Source organism: Anoxybacillus dikiliensis, from assembly GCF_050613275.1.
In the GTDB taxonomy this organism is placed as follows: Bacteria; Bacillota; Bacilli; order Bacillales; family Anoxybacillaceae; genus Anoxybacillus.
The window spans coordinates 1,211,427-1,227,520 of sequence record NZ_CP187112.1 but is presented as its reverse complement, the minus strand read 5'-3'; the positions used below and the strand labels follow the sequence as shown (position 1 = coordinate 1,227,520).

At 39.5% G+C, this 16,094-nt stretch carries 18 protein-coding genes; 2 read left to right on the top strand and 16 right to left on the bottom strand.

Annotation, left to right across the window (positions count from 1 at the left end):
* Positions 1–150: 150 nt before the first annotated feature.
* From recA to cysK, 10 genes are all read right to left on the bottom strand, one after another.
* Complete coding sequence (recA, locus tag ACPF7I_RS06515; RefSeq protein ID WP_181519978.1) at positions 151–1,188, bottom strand: recombinase RecA; 1,038 nt, start codon at positions 1,186–1,188, stop codon at positions 151–153.
* Positions 1,189–1,294: 106 nt separating this feature from the next.
* Positions 1,295–2,527, bottom strand: coding sequence for a competence/damage-inducible protein A (locus tag ACPF7I_RS06510; RefSeq protein WP_430744205.1), 1,233 nt, complete (start codon positions 2,525–2,527; stop codon positions 1,295–1,297).
* 21 nt (positions 2,528–2,548) lie between these two features.
* Positions 2,549–3,127, bottom strand: coding sequence for a CDP-diacylglycerol--glycerol-3-phosphate 3-phosphatidyltransferase (gene pgsA / locus ACPF7I_RS06505; protein ID WP_430744206.1), 579 nt, complete (start codon positions 3,125–3,127; stop codon positions 2,549–2,551).
* A gap of 29 nt (positions 3,128–3,156) precedes the next feature.
* On the bottom strand, positions 3,157–4,023 hold the full coding sequence (locus ACPF7I_RS06500; RefSeq protein WP_430744207.1) for a RodZ domain-containing protein: 867 nt from the start codon (positions 4,021–4,023) through the stop codon (positions 3,157–3,159).
* A 9-nt stretch (positions 4,024–4,032) separates the two neighbouring features.
* On the bottom strand, positions 4,033–4,824 hold the full coding sequence (locus ACPF7I_RS06495) for a DUF3388 domain-containing protein (protein WP_009362682.1): 792 nt from the start codon (positions 4,822–4,824) through the stop codon (positions 4,033–4,035).
* Positions 4,825–5,006: 182 nt separating this feature from the next.
* The gene (locus ACPF7I_RS06490; protein ID WP_009362683.1) at positions 5,007–5,255 is read right to left on the bottom strand and encodes a DUF3243 domain-containing protein; all 249 of its coding nucleotides are present in this window, start codon (positions 5,253–5,255) and stop codon (positions 5,007–5,009) included.
* A 65-nt stretch (positions 5,256–5,320) separates the two neighbouring features.
* Positions 5,321–6,034 carry an elongation factor P 5-aminopentanone reductase gene (ymfI, locus tag ACPF7I_RS06485; RefSeq protein WP_430744208.1) on the bottom strand — a complete coding sequence of 238 codons (714 nt, stop codon included), beginning with the start codon at positions 6,032–6,034 and terminating at the stop codon, positions 5,321–5,323.
* Between the two features lie 6 nt (positions 6,035–6,040).
* On the bottom strand, positions 6,041–7,321 hold the full coding sequence (yfmH, locus tag ACPF7I_RS06480; protein ID WP_430744209.1) for an EF-P 5-aminopentanol modification-associated protein YfmH: 1,281 nt from the start codon (positions 7,319–7,321) through the stop codon (positions 6,041–6,043).
* Positions 7,318–8,595, bottom strand: coding sequence for an EF-P 5-aminopentanol modification-associated protein YfmF (yfmF, locus tag ACPF7I_RS06475; RefSeq protein ID WP_430744210.1), 1,278 nt, complete (start codon positions 8,593–8,595; stop codon positions 7,318–7,320). Before yfmF ends, yfmH begins: the two co-directional genes overlap by 4 nt.
* A 46-nt stretch (positions 8,596–8,641) precedes the next feature.
* On the bottom strand, positions 8,642–9,562 hold the full coding sequence (gene cysK, locus ACPF7I_RS06470) for a cysteine synthase A (RefSeq protein ID WP_430744211.1): 921 nt from the start codon (positions 9,560–9,562) through the stop codon (positions 8,642–8,644).
* 142 nt (positions 9,563–9,704) lie between these two features.
* Here cysK and ACPF7I_RS06465 point away from each other — a divergent pair, with 142 nt between their 5' ends.
* Complete coding sequence (locus ACPF7I_RS06465; protein ID WP_430744212.1) at positions 9,705–10,070, top strand: rhodanese-like domain-containing protein; 366 nt, start codon at positions 9,705–9,707, stop codon at positions 10,068–10,070.
* Between the two features lie 12 nt (positions 10,071–10,082).
* Here the strand turns inward: ACPF7I_RS06465 and ACPF7I_RS06460 are convergent, their stop codons facing one another.
* The 4 genes from ACPF7I_RS06460 to ACPF7I_RS06445 are packed head-to-tail and all read right to left on the bottom strand — an operon-like array spanning position 10,083 to position 13,653.
* Positions 10,083–12,227: a DNA topoisomerase III gene (locus ACPF7I_RS06460; RefSeq protein ID WP_430744213.1), complete on the bottom strand. Its 2,145-nt coding sequence runs from the start codon at positions 12,225–12,227 to the stop codon at positions 10,083–10,085.
* Between the two features lie 46 nt (positions 12,228–12,273).
* Complete coding sequence (gene yidC / locus ACPF7I_RS06455) at positions 12,274–13,023, bottom strand: membrane protein insertase YidC (RefSeq protein WP_430745954.1); 750 nt, start codon at positions 13,021–13,023, stop codon at positions 12,274–12,276.
* Between the two features lie 21 nt (positions 13,024–13,044).
* Complete coding sequence (locus tag ACPF7I_RS06450; RefSeq protein WP_430744214.1) at positions 13,045–13,320, bottom strand: hypothetical protein; 276 nt, start codon at positions 13,318–13,320, stop codon at positions 13,045–13,047.
* Positions 13,321–13,365: 45 nt separating this feature from the next.
* Positions 13,366–13,653 (bottom strand): MerR family transcriptional regulator, encoded by a 288-nt coding sequence (locus tag ACPF7I_RS06445; RefSeq protein ID WP_430744215.1) that lies wholly within the window; start codon positions 13,651–13,653, stop codon positions 13,366–13,368.
* Positions 13,654–13,990: 337 nt separating this feature from the next.
* On the opposite strand from ACPF7I_RS06445, the gene ACPF7I_RS06440 reads away from it, so the two are divergent.
* On the top strand, positions 13,991–14,128 hold the full coding sequence (locus tag ACPF7I_RS06440) for a hypothetical protein (protein WP_003398171.1): 138 nt from the start codon (positions 13,991–13,993) through the stop codon (positions 14,126–14,128).
* 25 nt (positions 14,129–14,153) lie between these two features.
* Here the strand turns inward: ACPF7I_RS06440 and ACPF7I_RS06435 are convergent, their stop codons facing one another.
* Both ACPF7I_RS06435 and ACPF7I_RS06430 read right to left on the bottom strand, forming a co-directional pair.
* Positions 14,154–14,996, bottom strand: a complete 843-nt coding sequence (locus tag ACPF7I_RS06435; protein WP_430744216.1) for a TIGR03943 family putative permease subunit — start codon at positions 14,994–14,996, stop codon at positions 14,154–14,156.
* Between the two features lie 8 nt (positions 14,997–15,004).
* Entirely contained in the window at positions 15,005–15,982 is a 978-nt protein-coding gene (locus ACPF7I_RS06430) for a permease (protein ID WP_430744217.1), read from the bottom strand.
* Positions 15,983–16,094 lie beyond the last annotated feature (112 nt).

Here is a 16,094-nt window from a genome sequence, read left to right as displayed (position 1 = left end):
TCAAGGCTTGTCATTGTGGGAAAGCGTTTCATATCGCTTTATTTTCCAAAAAAAGAGGGTGTTCCAAAAATAACGGAGCACCCTTTCCATAACTATATATGCACATAATCACTTTTTTATTGAAGCAAGGCGGCCTTTTTCATCCATTTTTCACTCTAAAAAGTCTAAATCATCTTCGCGCACAGATGTTGTCGATGCCCCTGCTGTAATGCCATAATGTTGGCGAATTTCACGCGCAATTTCTTCCATAATGTGTGGATTTTCCTTTAAAAATTGTTTTGCGTTTTCTCGTCCTTGTCCTAGTCGCTCATCTTTATATGAATACCAAGCGCCACTTTTTTGAATAATGTCGAGCTCAGCACCCATATCAATAATTTCGCCTTCTTTTGAAATTCCTTCGCCATACATAATATCTACATCCGCTGTTTTAAACGGTGGCGCGACTTTGTTTTTCACGACTTTAATTTTCGTCTTATTTCCAACCATATCGTTGCCTTGTTTAATTTGCTCAGCGCGGCGCACTTCTAAACGAACAGACGCATAAAACTTCAACGCGCGACCTCCAGGAGTTGTCTCTGGGTTCCCAAACATAACCCCAACCTTTTCCCTTATTTGGTTAATGAAGATCGCGATCGTTTTAGATTTGTTGATGGCGCCCGATAGTTTACGTAACGCTTGGGACATGAGTCGCGCCTGCAATCCAACGTGAGAATCGCCCATTTCTCCTTCAATTTCTGCCTTCGGAACAAGAGCTGCGACTGAGTCAATGACGATAATGTCAACTGCCCCACTTCTCACAAGCGCTTCAGCGATTTCTAACGCTTGTTCTCCTGTATCTGGCTGTGAAAGCAACAATTCATCGATATTGACTCCTAATTTTTCAGCATAAATAGGGTCTAACGCATGTTCCGCATCAATAAATGCAGCTTGACCCCCTTGCTTTTGCACTTCTGCAATCGCATGAAGGGCAACCGTTGTTTTCCCCGAAGACTCTGGACCGTAAATTTCAATAATACGCCCGCGCGGGTATCCCCCTACCCCTAGCGCAATATCAAGTGCAAGAGAGCCGCTCGATACAGTCGAAATTTGACGATCTGTTTGCTCCCCTAGCTTCATAATTGAACCTTTTCCAAACTGTTTCTCAATTTGCTTTAACGCTTGTTCTAATGCTGCTTGACGATCGTTCAAAGAAACTCCTCCTTTTGCTTGTGAAAAATAAAGCAGTCACTACTACTTACTACTATACAGCTTTTCTATTTATTTGCCAAGAAAAAATCGAATAAACGTTCGTAAATTAATGTAGCAGCTGTAGTAAATAATAACAACCGTATTTTGCCGTACGCATCCGAATCGCTTGACGTCCGCCTGATAATGTAAGGGCAAATGTCTTTGTCCCTTGTTTTGTTGCAATTCCTATCCATACCGTTCCTACTGGCTTTCCTTCCAACTCATCCGGCCCCGCAACACCTGTAAAACTAATACCGATATCGCTTCTGCAAAGCTTTCGAACATTTTCTGCCATCAACTGCACACATCGTTCACTAACTGCCCCCTCCGTTTGTAATATTTCTTTCGGCACATGGAGCACATTTTCCTTTATTTCGTTCGTATAACAAACAACCCCCCCAGCGATCACCGTAGAAGCCGTTGGAAGTGCTGTCATTTCTTTTAAAAATAAACCTCCTGTTAAACTTTCAGCAACAGCGAGCGTTTGATTGTTTTCCTTTAATGTAGCTAACAATTTGCTAAACAGCGTTTCATCATTATAACCGTAAAAGTAAGGACGAACTCGTGCTAAAATGTTTTGCTCCATTTCCTTAATTAAACGCTTAGCCTCCTCTTCACGCTCATGCTTTGCGGTTAAGCGAAGTGTAACTTCACCATCAGAGGCAAGCGGAGCAATCGTTGGATTTGTCTGTTTATCGATTAAATCTTCAATTTCTGTTTCTAACTGAGATTCGCCAATGTGAAAAAAACGAAGAACGAGCGATACGATTTTTTCACGAACTTGAAGTTTTTGCAATAAAAAAGGACGTCCATATTTGATGAACATCGGTTGCATTTCTTTTGGCGGTCCCGGGAGGAGCATGTACGTGATGTGATCAACAGTAAGTGCCATTCCCGGAGCCATCCCATGTTCATTTTTTAACACATAACTTCCTTCCAATACGAGCGCCTGTTTTCGATTGTTCGGGGACATCGGACGTTTCGTTTTCGCAAAATAATCACAAATAGAACGCCACGCTTCTTCATCTAAAACGAGCGATTTATTTAACATATTTGCAATCGTTTCTTTCGTTAAATCGTCTTTTGTCGGACCAAGTCCCCCTGTGAAAATGATTAAGTTCGAGCGTTCCTTCGCTACTTCAATGGCATGTGTAAGCCTTTGAGGGTTATCGCCAACAACCGTATGGTAATACACATCTATCCCTATTTCAGCTAATTGTTGCGATAAAAACTGAGCGTTCGTATTTGCAATTTGACCAAGTAAAAGTTCTGAACCGACCGCAATAAGTTCTGCTTTCATCTTTCTCCCATCCCTTTTTATTTACTTTGACTGACGAAATGCGTGTTTATTTTTTGCAAAGTAATCCCATCCTGACCAAATCGTGAAAACAAGTGCAACCCACAACGAAATGTCCGCAAACGGAAACGACAAAAGTGAAAAAGGAAGATTATGCAAAAGAAGCGCAGCAATCGCTACAATTTGCGTCCACGTTTTAATTTTTCCAAGCATATTCGCTGCTACCACTTCACCTTCTCCCGCTAAAACAAGCCGTAATCCGGTTACAGCAAATTCACGACTAATAATGACAATCACGATCCATGCTGGAGCTAAGCCTAATTGGACAAGCGCAATGAGCGCAGCAGATACAAGCAATTTATCTGCGAGAGGGTCAAGAAACTTCCCCAAATTCGTTACTAATCCATATTTTCGTGCATAGTATCCATCAACCCAATCTGTTGTTGATGCGATGATAAAAATAAGCGCAGCTATGGCGTGTGTTACCGGCAGCTGTTCTGTTCCGATTTGAATCACACCGAAATCAATCGGTGCCAACAGGAAAATAAGGAAGAAAGGAATGAGGAGCATTCGAGCAATCGTAATTTGATTCGGTATATTCACAACATTTACCTCCAACACTTCATCCAACATTATTGTTTTTTGTACATAATGGTAATATCTTGGCGCACATGATCGTTTGGATTGACAGGGTATTCAAGCGTCTGCCCGTTTATTTTTACTTCTGCATTCAATGTTTGTCCAATGACTAATAATACCTCTGTTTCATTTGTTAAATCAAATGTTTCGGATTGATTCGCATACATCATTTTCCGTGCAAACGCCTTTCCTTTTCCATTTTTCACTTCAATCCAAGCATCACCTTTTGTTGCAATGTCAATGATCAATTGCTCTCCTGTCACTTCAAGTGTCGATCTTCTTCCGTTCGTTTCAAGCACTTTAACCGTCGCTTCTAATGGTTGTTCCTGCTGTTCATTTTCTTCTTCGTTTTCAGACTGTTGCTCACTTTGTTTTTCCGGTTGTTGCTCGTTTGCTTGCTCGGACTGTTCAAATTCTGTCTTTTCGTTAATCACTTGCTCTTGTGGTTTTTCGTTTACCGTCCGATTTTGGAAAAAAAACCAAAGAACAACAGCCACTCCAATGGCTAATGTACCAATCAAAATTTTCGGAAGAACATCGAGTACTTTTGCGCCTTGTTCTGATAATTGTCGCGATTTTACACGCGACAGTTCGCCAGAAAGTTCTTCTTGTTGAGCATTTGGAATTTCGTTTGCATATTGCTCAAACAGTTCGTCAGCATCGAGGCCGACAGCTTCAGCATATTGTCGAATAAATGCTCGAACATAAAATTTTCCTGGCATAATAACATAATTTCCTTGTTCAATTGCGATTAAATATCGTTTTTGAATTTTAGTGATTTCTTGCAAATCATCTAAACTCATATGACGTTGTTCTCTCGCTTCTTTCAAACGCTTCCCTAACTCTGTCAACGGAAACACCTTCCATCTTTAAAAATCGATATTTGAAAATCCGTCATTTCCAAAAAATGAGGACTGATCAACGAGATCATACGTAATTTCCTCATCTGCATCGTGACGCAATTCAATGATATAATCAAAGTCATCGAGCTTATATTCTGTATGCCTTACAAAAATATCAGGATGTTCAATCACTTTCGTCGCCGGTAGACGCATGAGCTCACGAATGAGTTGCCAATGTCGCTCGTTTGACCGACGCGTCGAAACAATCCCGTCAATAATAAAAACATTATTTTCGCTATATTCATCTTCGATTAATTGACTACGAATCGTCTGTTTAATTAATGTAGAAGAAACAAACAACCAACGCTTGTTTGCACACACGCTCGCAGCTACGATCGATTCCGTTTTCCCCACGCGTGGCATGCCACGAATTCCAATTAACTTATGCCCCTCTTGTTTAAATAGCTCCGCCATAAAATCAACGAGCAAACCTAACTCGTCTCTAACAAAGCGAAACGTCTTTTTGTCGTCAGCATCACGCTGAATATAACGCCCGTGCCGAACAGCAAGACGATCCCGAAGCTTCGGTTCACGTAATTTCGTTACCGTAATATCTTCCATCGTCGCTAAAATGGATTGTAAGCGCTCAATTTGTTCATGACTTTTACATAACAAAAGCATACCCCGCCGCGAATCATCCACTCCATTGATCGTGACGATATTAATGGAAAGCATGCCAAGGAGCGATGCGATATCTCCTAACAACCCCGGGCGATTCATATGTATTTCATACTCTAAATACCATTCTTTTTTCTCCATATACCCCTTCTCCCCTTTACGTTACACGATGCGATCATTTAAGCAACGCTTTGTCGAAACACGCATGTATGTTTATTTTACCATTTGAATGCGAGAATGAAAAGAATGGACGACGGTTTTTTGTGAACAGATAAACATAGCAAAACAAGCTGGTGGATATCACCAGCTTGCGCCTACATGGCTTATTTATTTTGGACAAGCTTAATCATCATGTTTGCGATCGCATGTTGCTCTTGCTCATTTGCGACATGCCACAAATCAGCAAGTACACGCTCTTCTGGGTTTTTCGGATCGACTTGTTTCGCCAAATAATCCCCAATTTGATAAGCAATATCCGAAATGACTTGCTGGTTCATTCCTTGCTCTTGTGCTTGATGAAGACGATCAGCTAAAAAGCTTTTCCATTGTTCAAAATTATCAAGAACAGACATATGCAAACCTCCTTGAAATTCGTTTCAAGAACAGTTTGCCTCACAACATAAAAAATTATGCTTGCTTAACAATACCAGCCGCCATTTACAGATAAAATTTGTCCCGTAATATACGATGCATGATCAGAAATTAAAAATGACACAGCTTTTGCAACATCTTCCGGCTTCCCTACTCGCCCGAGTGGAATATCATCAATTAGCGCTTGAATCTCTTCTTCAGTAAACTCATGAAGCATCGGTGTATCAATGGCCCCTGGAGCGATTGCATTAACTCGTATGCCACTTGGAGCAACCTCTTTTGCTAACGCTTTAACAAATGTATTTTGCGCACCTTTTACCATCGAATATAACACTTCGCAAGACGCCCCTGTTAGTCCCCAAATGGATGAAATCACTACAATTTGTCCGCGACGTTGTTGAATCATAGAAGGCAACAGTCGTTTTGTCAGTAAAAATGGACTTGTTACATGTAGTTGCACCATTTGTTCTACGCGTTCATTAGTCATGTCCGTCATCAATCCATATGCACTCATTCCACTATTATGAATGAGCACGTCAATAGGATGGAAAATAGAAGACATTAATACATCTACCCCAGAAGGATGAGATAAGTCAGCTTGAATCGCATATGTGTCTGTGGATAGTTCTTTCATTACATTTTGAACGGATTGTTTATTTTTGTAATAATGTAAGTATAAACTATACCCATCTTTAGCGAGCTGCCGAGCAATTTCTTGCCCAATTCCTCCGCTCGCTCCCGTAATTAAAGCATATTTCATCTCATTTCACCTTTTTGGAACAACTTGACATACAGTAAACTGTTCGCGAACAAAACATTCGCGAGCGACCGTTTTTAAATCGTCAGATGTTAATGATTGTAACGTTTCTACAACATCGAACAAACTCATATGATCAAACGCATACCGAGTAAACTGATTTGCAATATATTCAAGAGAGTTTAATGAGCGTAAAAATGTGCCGATTTTTTTTCTTTTCATTCGTTCGACCTGCTCATCATCAATATCGTCAAACTCTAAAAGAAGGCGCTGAATTTCTGTCGCTAATTGATCGGGTTGCGATGTGTCACCGCCAACTAACCCGAACCCAAAATCGCTTTCTTCCGTATAGTCAACCATAAATGTTTCATCAATTAATCCTTGTTGATACAACCGCTCATAATGTGTGGAGCTTTTCCCAAATAAGTAGTCGAGCAATAAACCGATGGCACATTCGTGTTTTAACTTTTCTTTTCCTTTTGCATATACGTTGTTCGCTTTTATACCAACGAAACATTTTGGTGTTTGCACATTCATTTCAATGACATGTCGTTCACGAGCAACATGAGTCGGCTCCTCATAACGAAATCGCTCGATCTCTGCTGGCGGACGGAACGTCTTTTTCGCTTGATTCGTTCGAATTTGTTCCAGTATAGCCGATGGATCAATAGGACCTGTAACAAACAATAACATGTTGCTCGGATGATAAAACGTTTCATAACACTCATATAATAAGTCTTTCGTAATGTGTGAAATCGACTCTACCGTTCCCGCAATATCAATTTTTACGGGATGGTGATGATACATGCTTTCAATTGTCCCAAAATACAAACGCCAATCCGGATTGTCGTCATACATGCGAATTTCTTGACCGATAATCCCCTTCTCCTTTTCAACCGTTTGTTCTGTAAAATACGGCTCTTGCACGAAATCAAGTAACGTTTCTAAATTTTTTTCTACATTTGTTGTACTAGAAAATAAATAGGCGGTGCGTGTGAAAGACGTAAAAGCATTCGCAGATGCTCCTTGCTTGCTAAACGTTTGAAATACATCGCCATCTTCTTTTTCAAACAATTTATGTTCTAAAAAATGAGCGATGCCATCTGGTACTTTTTTCATCATTGTTTTTCCGTATGGAATAAAATAGTTATCCACCGAACCGTATTTCGTTGTAAATGTCGCATATGTTTTGTTAAATTCTTTTTTTGGTAAAATGTAAACATCTAATCCATTGTCTAACTGTTCATAAAATAATTGTTCTTGTAATTGATCGTGGTGAATGATTTTCATTTTTTCTCACCGTCCTTCTCCGTTAAAAAATAAATCGTATCTAATTCAATTTTCTCCCCCACACGAACGATATGTTCCCGCGTCACTTTTTCAATTCCTTCAACCCATTGTTGTAACGGACGTTGATTTGTTGCAATGACATTATGATAAGACATTTCGATCATTCCTCTTGCGGTATCAATCGTTTCTAATAGTTGATTACGAATGACCGCTTTTGTTTGAACGATTTCTTCATCGCTAAATTGTCCGTTACGCATCGCTTCTGCTTGGGCATGAATGATTTCGAGCGCACGTTCATATTTGCTTGGGTCAATTCCTGCCATGACCATCATCATTCCTTGGTGACTTTCAATACGTGAAGCTGCATAGTAAGCTAAACTCGCTTTTTCCCGCACATTAATAAACAATTTTGAATGTGCAAATCCTCCAAATATCCCATTCCATACTTGTAACGCATCATAATCTGGATCATTATATGTCGTGTTCGTTCGATAACCGAGATGAAGCTTTCCTTGCTTCACATCTTGTTTTTCTACAACTTCTTGCACATCTGTTCGTCTTATAATTGTCGGTGTCGCTATTGGACGCGTCGGGCGCACTTTTAACGCAAAACGTTCAGCCACATCATGTTCTACATCCGCTAACACGACATCTCCGACAATGTATAAATCTATTTCATCGTGTTTCAACATGTGCTCATAATGTTCATATAAACGTTTGGCATCAATCGAATCGACATCTTCCAGTTTACCGTGAACATCGAGAGCATAAGGTGAACCTTTATACATTTCTTCCATGAGTCGATGTTGGGCATATCGCATTTTATCGTCAAACAACGATTGAATTTTTTGTTTCAATGCTCGTTTCTCCTGTTCAACGATCGCACCAGAAAATCCATCCCCCTCGGTAAACGGACGAAATAGCATATCACTAAATAACGTCAACGCTTCACATAATAATGGGGATGTGTCACCTAAAAATTTTTCGTTTGCAATATCCATTCGAATAGTAATAATATGATTTTCTCCTTTTTTCGCTAAATCAACTTGTAACGTGGCACCATATAGTTCGTCTAAATATGTACGTAACGCTTTCATCGACGGATGCCGCTTAGTAGCGTTTTGTAGTACGTATGGAACAAGCGCTCGCATCGTTACATCTTTTTCACATAACGGCGCTTTCATCTTTAATACGAGCGTGTTCGTTTTATATTTTTTCGTCGGAATGACATGAAGACGAAGACCGTCTATCGTTTTTACTTCTTCTCGAAACATACAATCACTCCTTTTTATTTTATAGCCTCGACATTTTTTATCGCTCTTATCCGCTAAATAAATCAGATGATAAATATCGTTCTCCTGTATCTGGTGCCATGCAAAGTACACGTGCATCTTTCGAAAGAGTGCGAGCCACTTGAATGGCACAATAAGCTGCCGCTCCTGCTGAAGCACCAACTAAAATTCCTTCTTCTGTCGCTAATCTTCTTGCCATCATTTGCGCTTCTTCATCTTTGACAAGCAAAATGTCATCATACACTTGTTGATTTAAAATACGAGGAATAAATCCTGGACCGGTACCTGGAATTTTATGCGGTCCTGGTTGCCCACCTGAAAGCACAGGAGACCCATATGGTTCGACAACATAAATATGTAAACGAGGAAATTTTTTCTTCAACTCTTCCCCCGTCCCTGTCACTGTCCCGCCAGTTCCTGCCGTAAGTACAAACGCATCAATTCCATCTGGAAATGCTTCTATAATTTCAAGCGCTGTGCTAGCCCGATGAGCATCTGGATTTGCTTCATTTTCAAATTGCATCGGAATAAAGCTGTTTGAAATGTTCTCCGCAAGCCGATACGCTTCATCAATGGCCCCTTGCATGCGCAAAGATGCCGGAGTTAAGTACACTTCCGCCCCATATGCTTTCAATAAATTGACCCGTTCTTTCGTTGCATTATCTGGCATTGTAATCATACAACGATATCCTTTCGCCGCGCATACCATCGCTAATCCAATCCCTGTATTCCCTGATGTCGGCTCGATAATTGTGCTTTGATAAGGGACGATTTTTCCTTCTTGTTCCGCTCTTTCAATCATTCGTCTAGCCGCACGATCTTTCACGCTTCCACCCGGATTAAACGATTCAAGCTTTATATATACGCTTGCTCCCTCTCGAAAAACGACCCGGTTGAGCTTGACAATCGGCGTGTTTCCGATCAAATCGATAATTGATTGATACATCATTTTCACTTCTTTCTATATAAATCTTTCCTTTAATTGTACTATATCTCGAAATAATAATGGTGTCGAAACGTTTGAAGAAATGAAAAAAATAAGTTATAATACACGGGTGGGTATTCGATTATATGCGGAGGTTGGTAATAAAATGAAAAAATGGGCAACTCTTTTATTCGTATTTCTTTCCATCATAAGCGGATGTGCACAAGAGGGCTACACAAACATTTCTGTTGATGAAGCCGCACAAATGATCCAAAAAGGAGACGTTGTTGTTCTTGATGTTCGAACAGAAGAAGAATACGCTTCTGGTCATATTCCAGGCGCAATTTTACTTCCTTTACAACAACTGAAAGAGCGCTTAAATGAACTGAAAAAAGACGAGACATATATCGTTGTTTGTCGTTCAGGTAATCGCTCAGCGCAAGCAAGCGAATTACTAGTAAAAGAAGGGTTTACAAACATATATAATATGACTGGTGGCATGAACGAGTGGAATGGTGATGTTGAAAAATAGGAGGAATGCCTCCTATTTTTCAAACGAAAACGATATACGTTTTTCTTTTTCATCCCATATAACCGCAGCGTTAAACGTCCTTTCTCCCTTTTTAAATCCTTTAATAACATTCGTTTTTCCTTCAGTTAACAATTTTTTAATATTCGTTTGTGAAATGAATTTTCCTAACATCGTTTTTGAAATCGTAAATGAGCACTTTGTTTTTGCGTAGTTGACACAACCGTAAAACGAGCCTTTATCAATGACCGAGCCCCCACAAACCTTACAAGTCCCAACATGTTTTCCGATCGTTGTTTTTTTCTTTCGCTGAATCGAAGCCGTATCAAGCCCTTCAAACGACCAGCTGCTTGCCATTTGCACCGCATCTGTTACGATTTTCGCTGCTAATTTTTTGACTTGTTCCATAAACTGTGTAGCTGACGCCTTCCGTTCACCAATTTCACTTAATCGTTGCTCCCATTTCGCTGTCATCTCGGGTGAGGCTAAAATATGTGGACCGATGGCTTCAATTAATACTTTTCCTTTATCGGTTGCATATACTTGATTATTTTTTATTTCGATATAGTTTCGCTCCTTTAATGTTGTAATAATGGAGGCGCGCGTCGCTTCCGTCCCGAGTCCTTCTGTTTTTGCTAATACTTTTTCTAGTTGTTCATCGTCTAAAAATTTCCCTGCTGTCTTCATTAACGTGATCAGTTCGCCTTCTGTGTATCGCTTTGGCGGTTGTGTTTTTCCCTCTTTCACATGCACATCATATACCGTTCCTTTTTCTCCCCTTTGTACATTCGGTAAAAGTTGTACATCATCATCTTGTGACATGAGGACGTTTCGCCATCCTGCTTGTATTTGCTTTTTTCCTTTTGAAATGAAACGTGCCCGTCCATCGACAAGAGTAATCATCGTCGTATAGTCAAATACCGCCTCTTCACAATGGGCAGCGATTAAGCGTCGAACGATAAGATCGTAAATATTTCGCTCATCATGGCTTAGCTTTTCTAAATCTGGTATTTGTTCAGTCGGAATAATGGCGTAGTGATCCGTTACTTTCTTTTCGTTTACATAACGTTTATTATGTAAAATTGAATGATGAGCAAGCGGAAAGTAAGAAGCATACTCTTTCTTTTGCGCAAGCCACTTTAAAATATGCGGAAACGTTTCCGCCTCCCCTTTCGTGACATATTGTGAATCTGACCGCGGATACGAGACATATCCTTTTTGATATAGCTTTTGTAATATATCAAGCGTTTTTTGCGGTGAATATTTAAATCGTTTGTTGGCTGTTGCTTGTAATGTTGATAAATTAAACAAAAGCGGTGGTAAAAACGTTTTTCGCTCACATGTAACTTCCTCTATCTCCGCTTGTTTTTCTCTGCAAAATGCACTCACCTTTTCAGCGAGTTGCTGATCATATGTTCTTGTTTCATTTTCATGCCACCACTTTCCTTCATATCGTTTTCCATTCACATGAAACGTAGCAACAACTTCCCAAAACGGCTCGGGACGAAACTGTTCAATTTCTTTTTCTCGTCTCACAATTAATGCAAGCGTCGGCGTTTGTACACGCCCGACGGAAAAAACGTCATTCATCCCTTTTTGTTTCAATAAAATTGTATACACTCTCGATGCGTTCATACCAACAAGCCAATCGGCACACATTCGGGCATACGCCTCTTCATATAAAGGACGGGTTTGCTTTTCGTCTAGTAGCCGACGAAATCCTTGTTCAATCGCCTTTGGTGTTAACGATGAAATCCAAAGACGCTTGATCGTTTTTTTTACGCCGCTCATATAAATGATGTTTCGAATAATTAATTCCCCTTCTCGTCCAGCATCACCAGCATGAATAATTTCAGTCACTTCCGGTTTATGAAGCAATTGCTTAATCGTTTGAAATTGTTTCGCTTTTTTACGATCAATCTCATATTGAAAACGATCCGGAATAATCGGTAACGTATCGAGCGTCCACCGCTTCCAACTTGCTTCATACGTTTCCGGGGAGGCTAATTCAAATAAATGTCCAACAGCCCACGTCATATAAGCACCCTTCGGAAACAGCTCGTTCGGTAAAATTTCAATATACCCTTCTCTTTTTTTTGTTTGAAAAATAGATGCAAGCGTCTTTCCTTGATCCGGTTTTTCAGCAATAATGACTTTCATTTTTTCACCCCTTCACGAAAAGAAACCTGCTCAGCTAACGAGCAGGTTATTTGGCAGTTTCTGTATCGTATCGTTTCCATTGTACACGCATGATAAGCGACTGAATAATTGAAAAACATCCACCAACGACCCAATATAACGATAAAGCCGAAGGGACAGAACTCGCTCCCATGAAAATCATCACAGGCATAATATATGACATCATTTTCATTTGTGTAGCCGCTTCTGTTGTTGTAGCAGTCGGAGATAACCGCATCGAAATAAATGTCGTTAAGCTTGCTAATATTGGCATAATGAAATACGGATCGCGATGGCCGAGCTGCATCCATAAAAAGGAGTGAAGTTTAATTTCTTCTGTTCGCGAAATTGCGTAATACAGCGCCATAAAAATCGGCATTTGAATAAAAATCGGTAAGCAACCGCTCATTGGGTTGACACCATGTTTTTGATATAGTTGGATCATTTCTTGTTGTAGCTTTTGTTGCGTTTCCATGTCTGTTGCTTTGTATTTTTGCTGGAGCTTTAATACTTCAGGGCGAATGCGTTGCATTGCGATATTAGCACGAAATTGTTTGATCATAAGCGGGAGTAGCCCAAAGCGAACAACAATCGTTAATGCAATAATCGCGAGCCCGTAATTTTCTTGAAATGCGTGTCCAAGCATCAGTAATAGCTTTGACATCGGGTAAACAAAATAGTGATCCCATACACCTTGACTATGTTCTGTAATTGGTACATTTCGATTGCATGCACTTAATACAAATACGAAAAATAAAATAATCCATTTTTTCACGATGTGACTCCTCCTTGTTTGTTATCATAAGCAAACAAGGAGTGTCCTTCCTTCTTCATCACTCGCATACGATCGTTCATCGATCGGAATTTTCCGCTGTTGAAATGTAACAAATTGCACGTGTAACGACATATTATATGCATCGCTCGTCTTCACACAGACGTTTACATCGTATGGAACGAATCGTTGAATGGAGATCGGATAATTTACTTGTCGGGTCACATAGCACGTCATCGCCACAACCAACATGCTGAAGAGCGATACATACGTAAATACATCGAATGAAAACTCCATAAACATGACTATTCTCCTTCCCCTATCAATTATAACATAGAGAAGAGAAAATTACATGCGAGAACGAAAATGGGCGTTGATTTGTCCTTTTCTCATCGTTTCACGAATTTCTTTCATCATTTCATAACGAATTTCTCGTGTTTGCACTCCTTCCTCACGTTTGTTGGCGATCTCAACGAGCCATTCAACATCAGCAAAGGAATACTTTCTCGTTCCCTTTGATCGATCTGGAAAAATGAGTTGGCGTTCTTCATAATAACGAATTTGTCTCGGCGACAACCCTGTTAATTCGCTCACAATACCAATTGAAATAACTTTTTTATATTTATATGAATCCATTTAACCCTCTCCTTAATGTAATTATTTATAACATAATCATACACAATCCTAGCAAAATTTACGCGATTTTTGTTATAAATTTTAACAAAACAAATAATATGTGTTATAAAATATAACAAAAACGATGAAGAAAATAACAAAAATGACTACAATGGTAGTTAAATAACATACACAGGAGGATGGAAAATGGGTACTCTTTTACAAACTACGATGAAACAGAAGCAATTTTATATTGATAAGCTAACTAAGGGAGGAAAGTTTGAGCTTCATCCATTACACTACTGGACCGTAGCTGAACTTCGAAAACAATATGAACGATATCGGGGGGAGATAAAAAATGGAGAAAAAAATCATGGACTTAGCGAAACAGATTATTGAGCTCGATTTACGGCGCGATGAGATGTTTGAACAACTTCTCGAACTGCTTGGTGATCGTGCGTATGAAATATTGCGATATATGCAAAACAAGTATTAAAGGCTCTTGTCACCGTCAAGAGCCTTTAATACTCATACACATACGGTTGTTCTGGCATGTTAACAATAGTTACTTTCGGGTTAGTAATGATGGGAACGATCCATTGCTTGTATTTCGCTTCATCAATTACCCCCTCAACTTTCACCCATGTATCGTTTTCCCATATCGCTGCATCGTCTACCCTTACCAATATCCCATAAACTGTTGCATCAGCAACACAACAAGTTACTCCATACCTAGCAACTACAAATTCATTTGGAGCAAAATCGCGTTCCCTAAATACAAAACCTGTGATCTCAATTCTTTTTCCAATCATCGCATCAATTTGTTCACTGATGAAGTTTAATGTAGAGATATATTGATCGTCATTTACAACAATTATGGACTTATCTAATAAATCCTTGTTTAGCTCCTTTTCCTTTTGAACTTCTGTAGTGGTCTCATCTTGTATAATATTTTCGATTTGCTTATCAATATTATCCATGTATTCATCCGGGTTTTCTAAAAACTCTTGGACGAGCTGCTTCTCTTTACCTCCTAACTGCACACCACGTTTAGCTGCCAACGAACTATCTAGTACATGGTTCGAGAACATAAAGCCGATCAGCAATGGGATAAAAAACAATCCATACACTCGCACACTTTGACCGATTGTCTTTGGTACATGATGCTCACCTTCACAATGATGACAACAATCAGACTCCTCTCTTCTCCATATCTGTACACCTCCAAGGAATAAGAGTGTAAATGTGGCAAAATACATAAAAGGGAACATTTTAGGTGCAATATAGTTTGTTATATTTCCGCTCACTAACAATTTAATAAATAGTAAAGCGTAACCACACAATAAGATCCCTCGAATCATCATCCCCCTCCTCATACGATAAGTTGAAATATATATACACTAACATATACAACAATCGTCACTATACTAGTAAATATAACAACAAATATGAAGCGAAAATAAGCTAGCATCATTAACGTATTTTTAAAATCAATCATAGGTCCATACACTAGAAACGCTAGCAAAGATGCTGGCGTAAATGTTGATGTAAACGGAGCAGCAACAAATGCATCTGCTTCTGAGCAGATCGAAAGCACATAGGCAAGACCCATCATCAAAGCTGGTGCAATCCATTCATGTTGTCCAATTTCTACTAGTATTTCACGATTAATGACCACTTGAAAAAAGCTAGCGACAAATGCACCGACGATTAAGTAGCGACCAACATCAAAAAATTCGTCAACTGCATGAATGAAAGTTGCAGCTAATCGATGATTAGTATGGTGATGATGAGAATGCTTCATTGGCTTTAACGGTAAGCGATGTCGGAAAACAACATACACGATGAAACCGATAATAAGCGACACGACAAATGCAATTCCCATTCTTCCATAAACGATATTCATATTGGAGGAAAATGCATAGTACGTAGACGCAAAAACAACAGGGTTTAAAATTGGTGCCGTGACCATGATCACTACTCCAACATGAAGCGGCATCCCTTTTGCAATAAGACGACGAACAACTGGGATAATCGCACATTCGCAAATAGGTAGCAATGCGCCAACGAATGCCGCAGGAACGAGTGCGACAACCGGATGTTGCGGAATCCATTTTTGTACGGTCTGCTCAGAAACAAACGTCTGAATGAGTGCAGAAGCAAAGACACCTAACAAAATAAATGGAATGGCTTCTAACAAAATACTTAAGAAGATAGTTCCAACTTGCAAAGCAGGTGTTGGGACACTAACACTTGTAACGAAGAAATCCCCAAGCAAAAACAAACTAATTATAACTATAAAAAATATGAATGCCCCGAAATCACGACTTATTTGAACAACCTTCCCCATGTGTAACCCCCAAAAAAGTAATGATTCTTATTTTCTTTATATGCTTGTCTATCTTTTAACATACGACTTTTTTCTTGTCAAACGAAAATAAAACCCCGAACAGATAAGAATC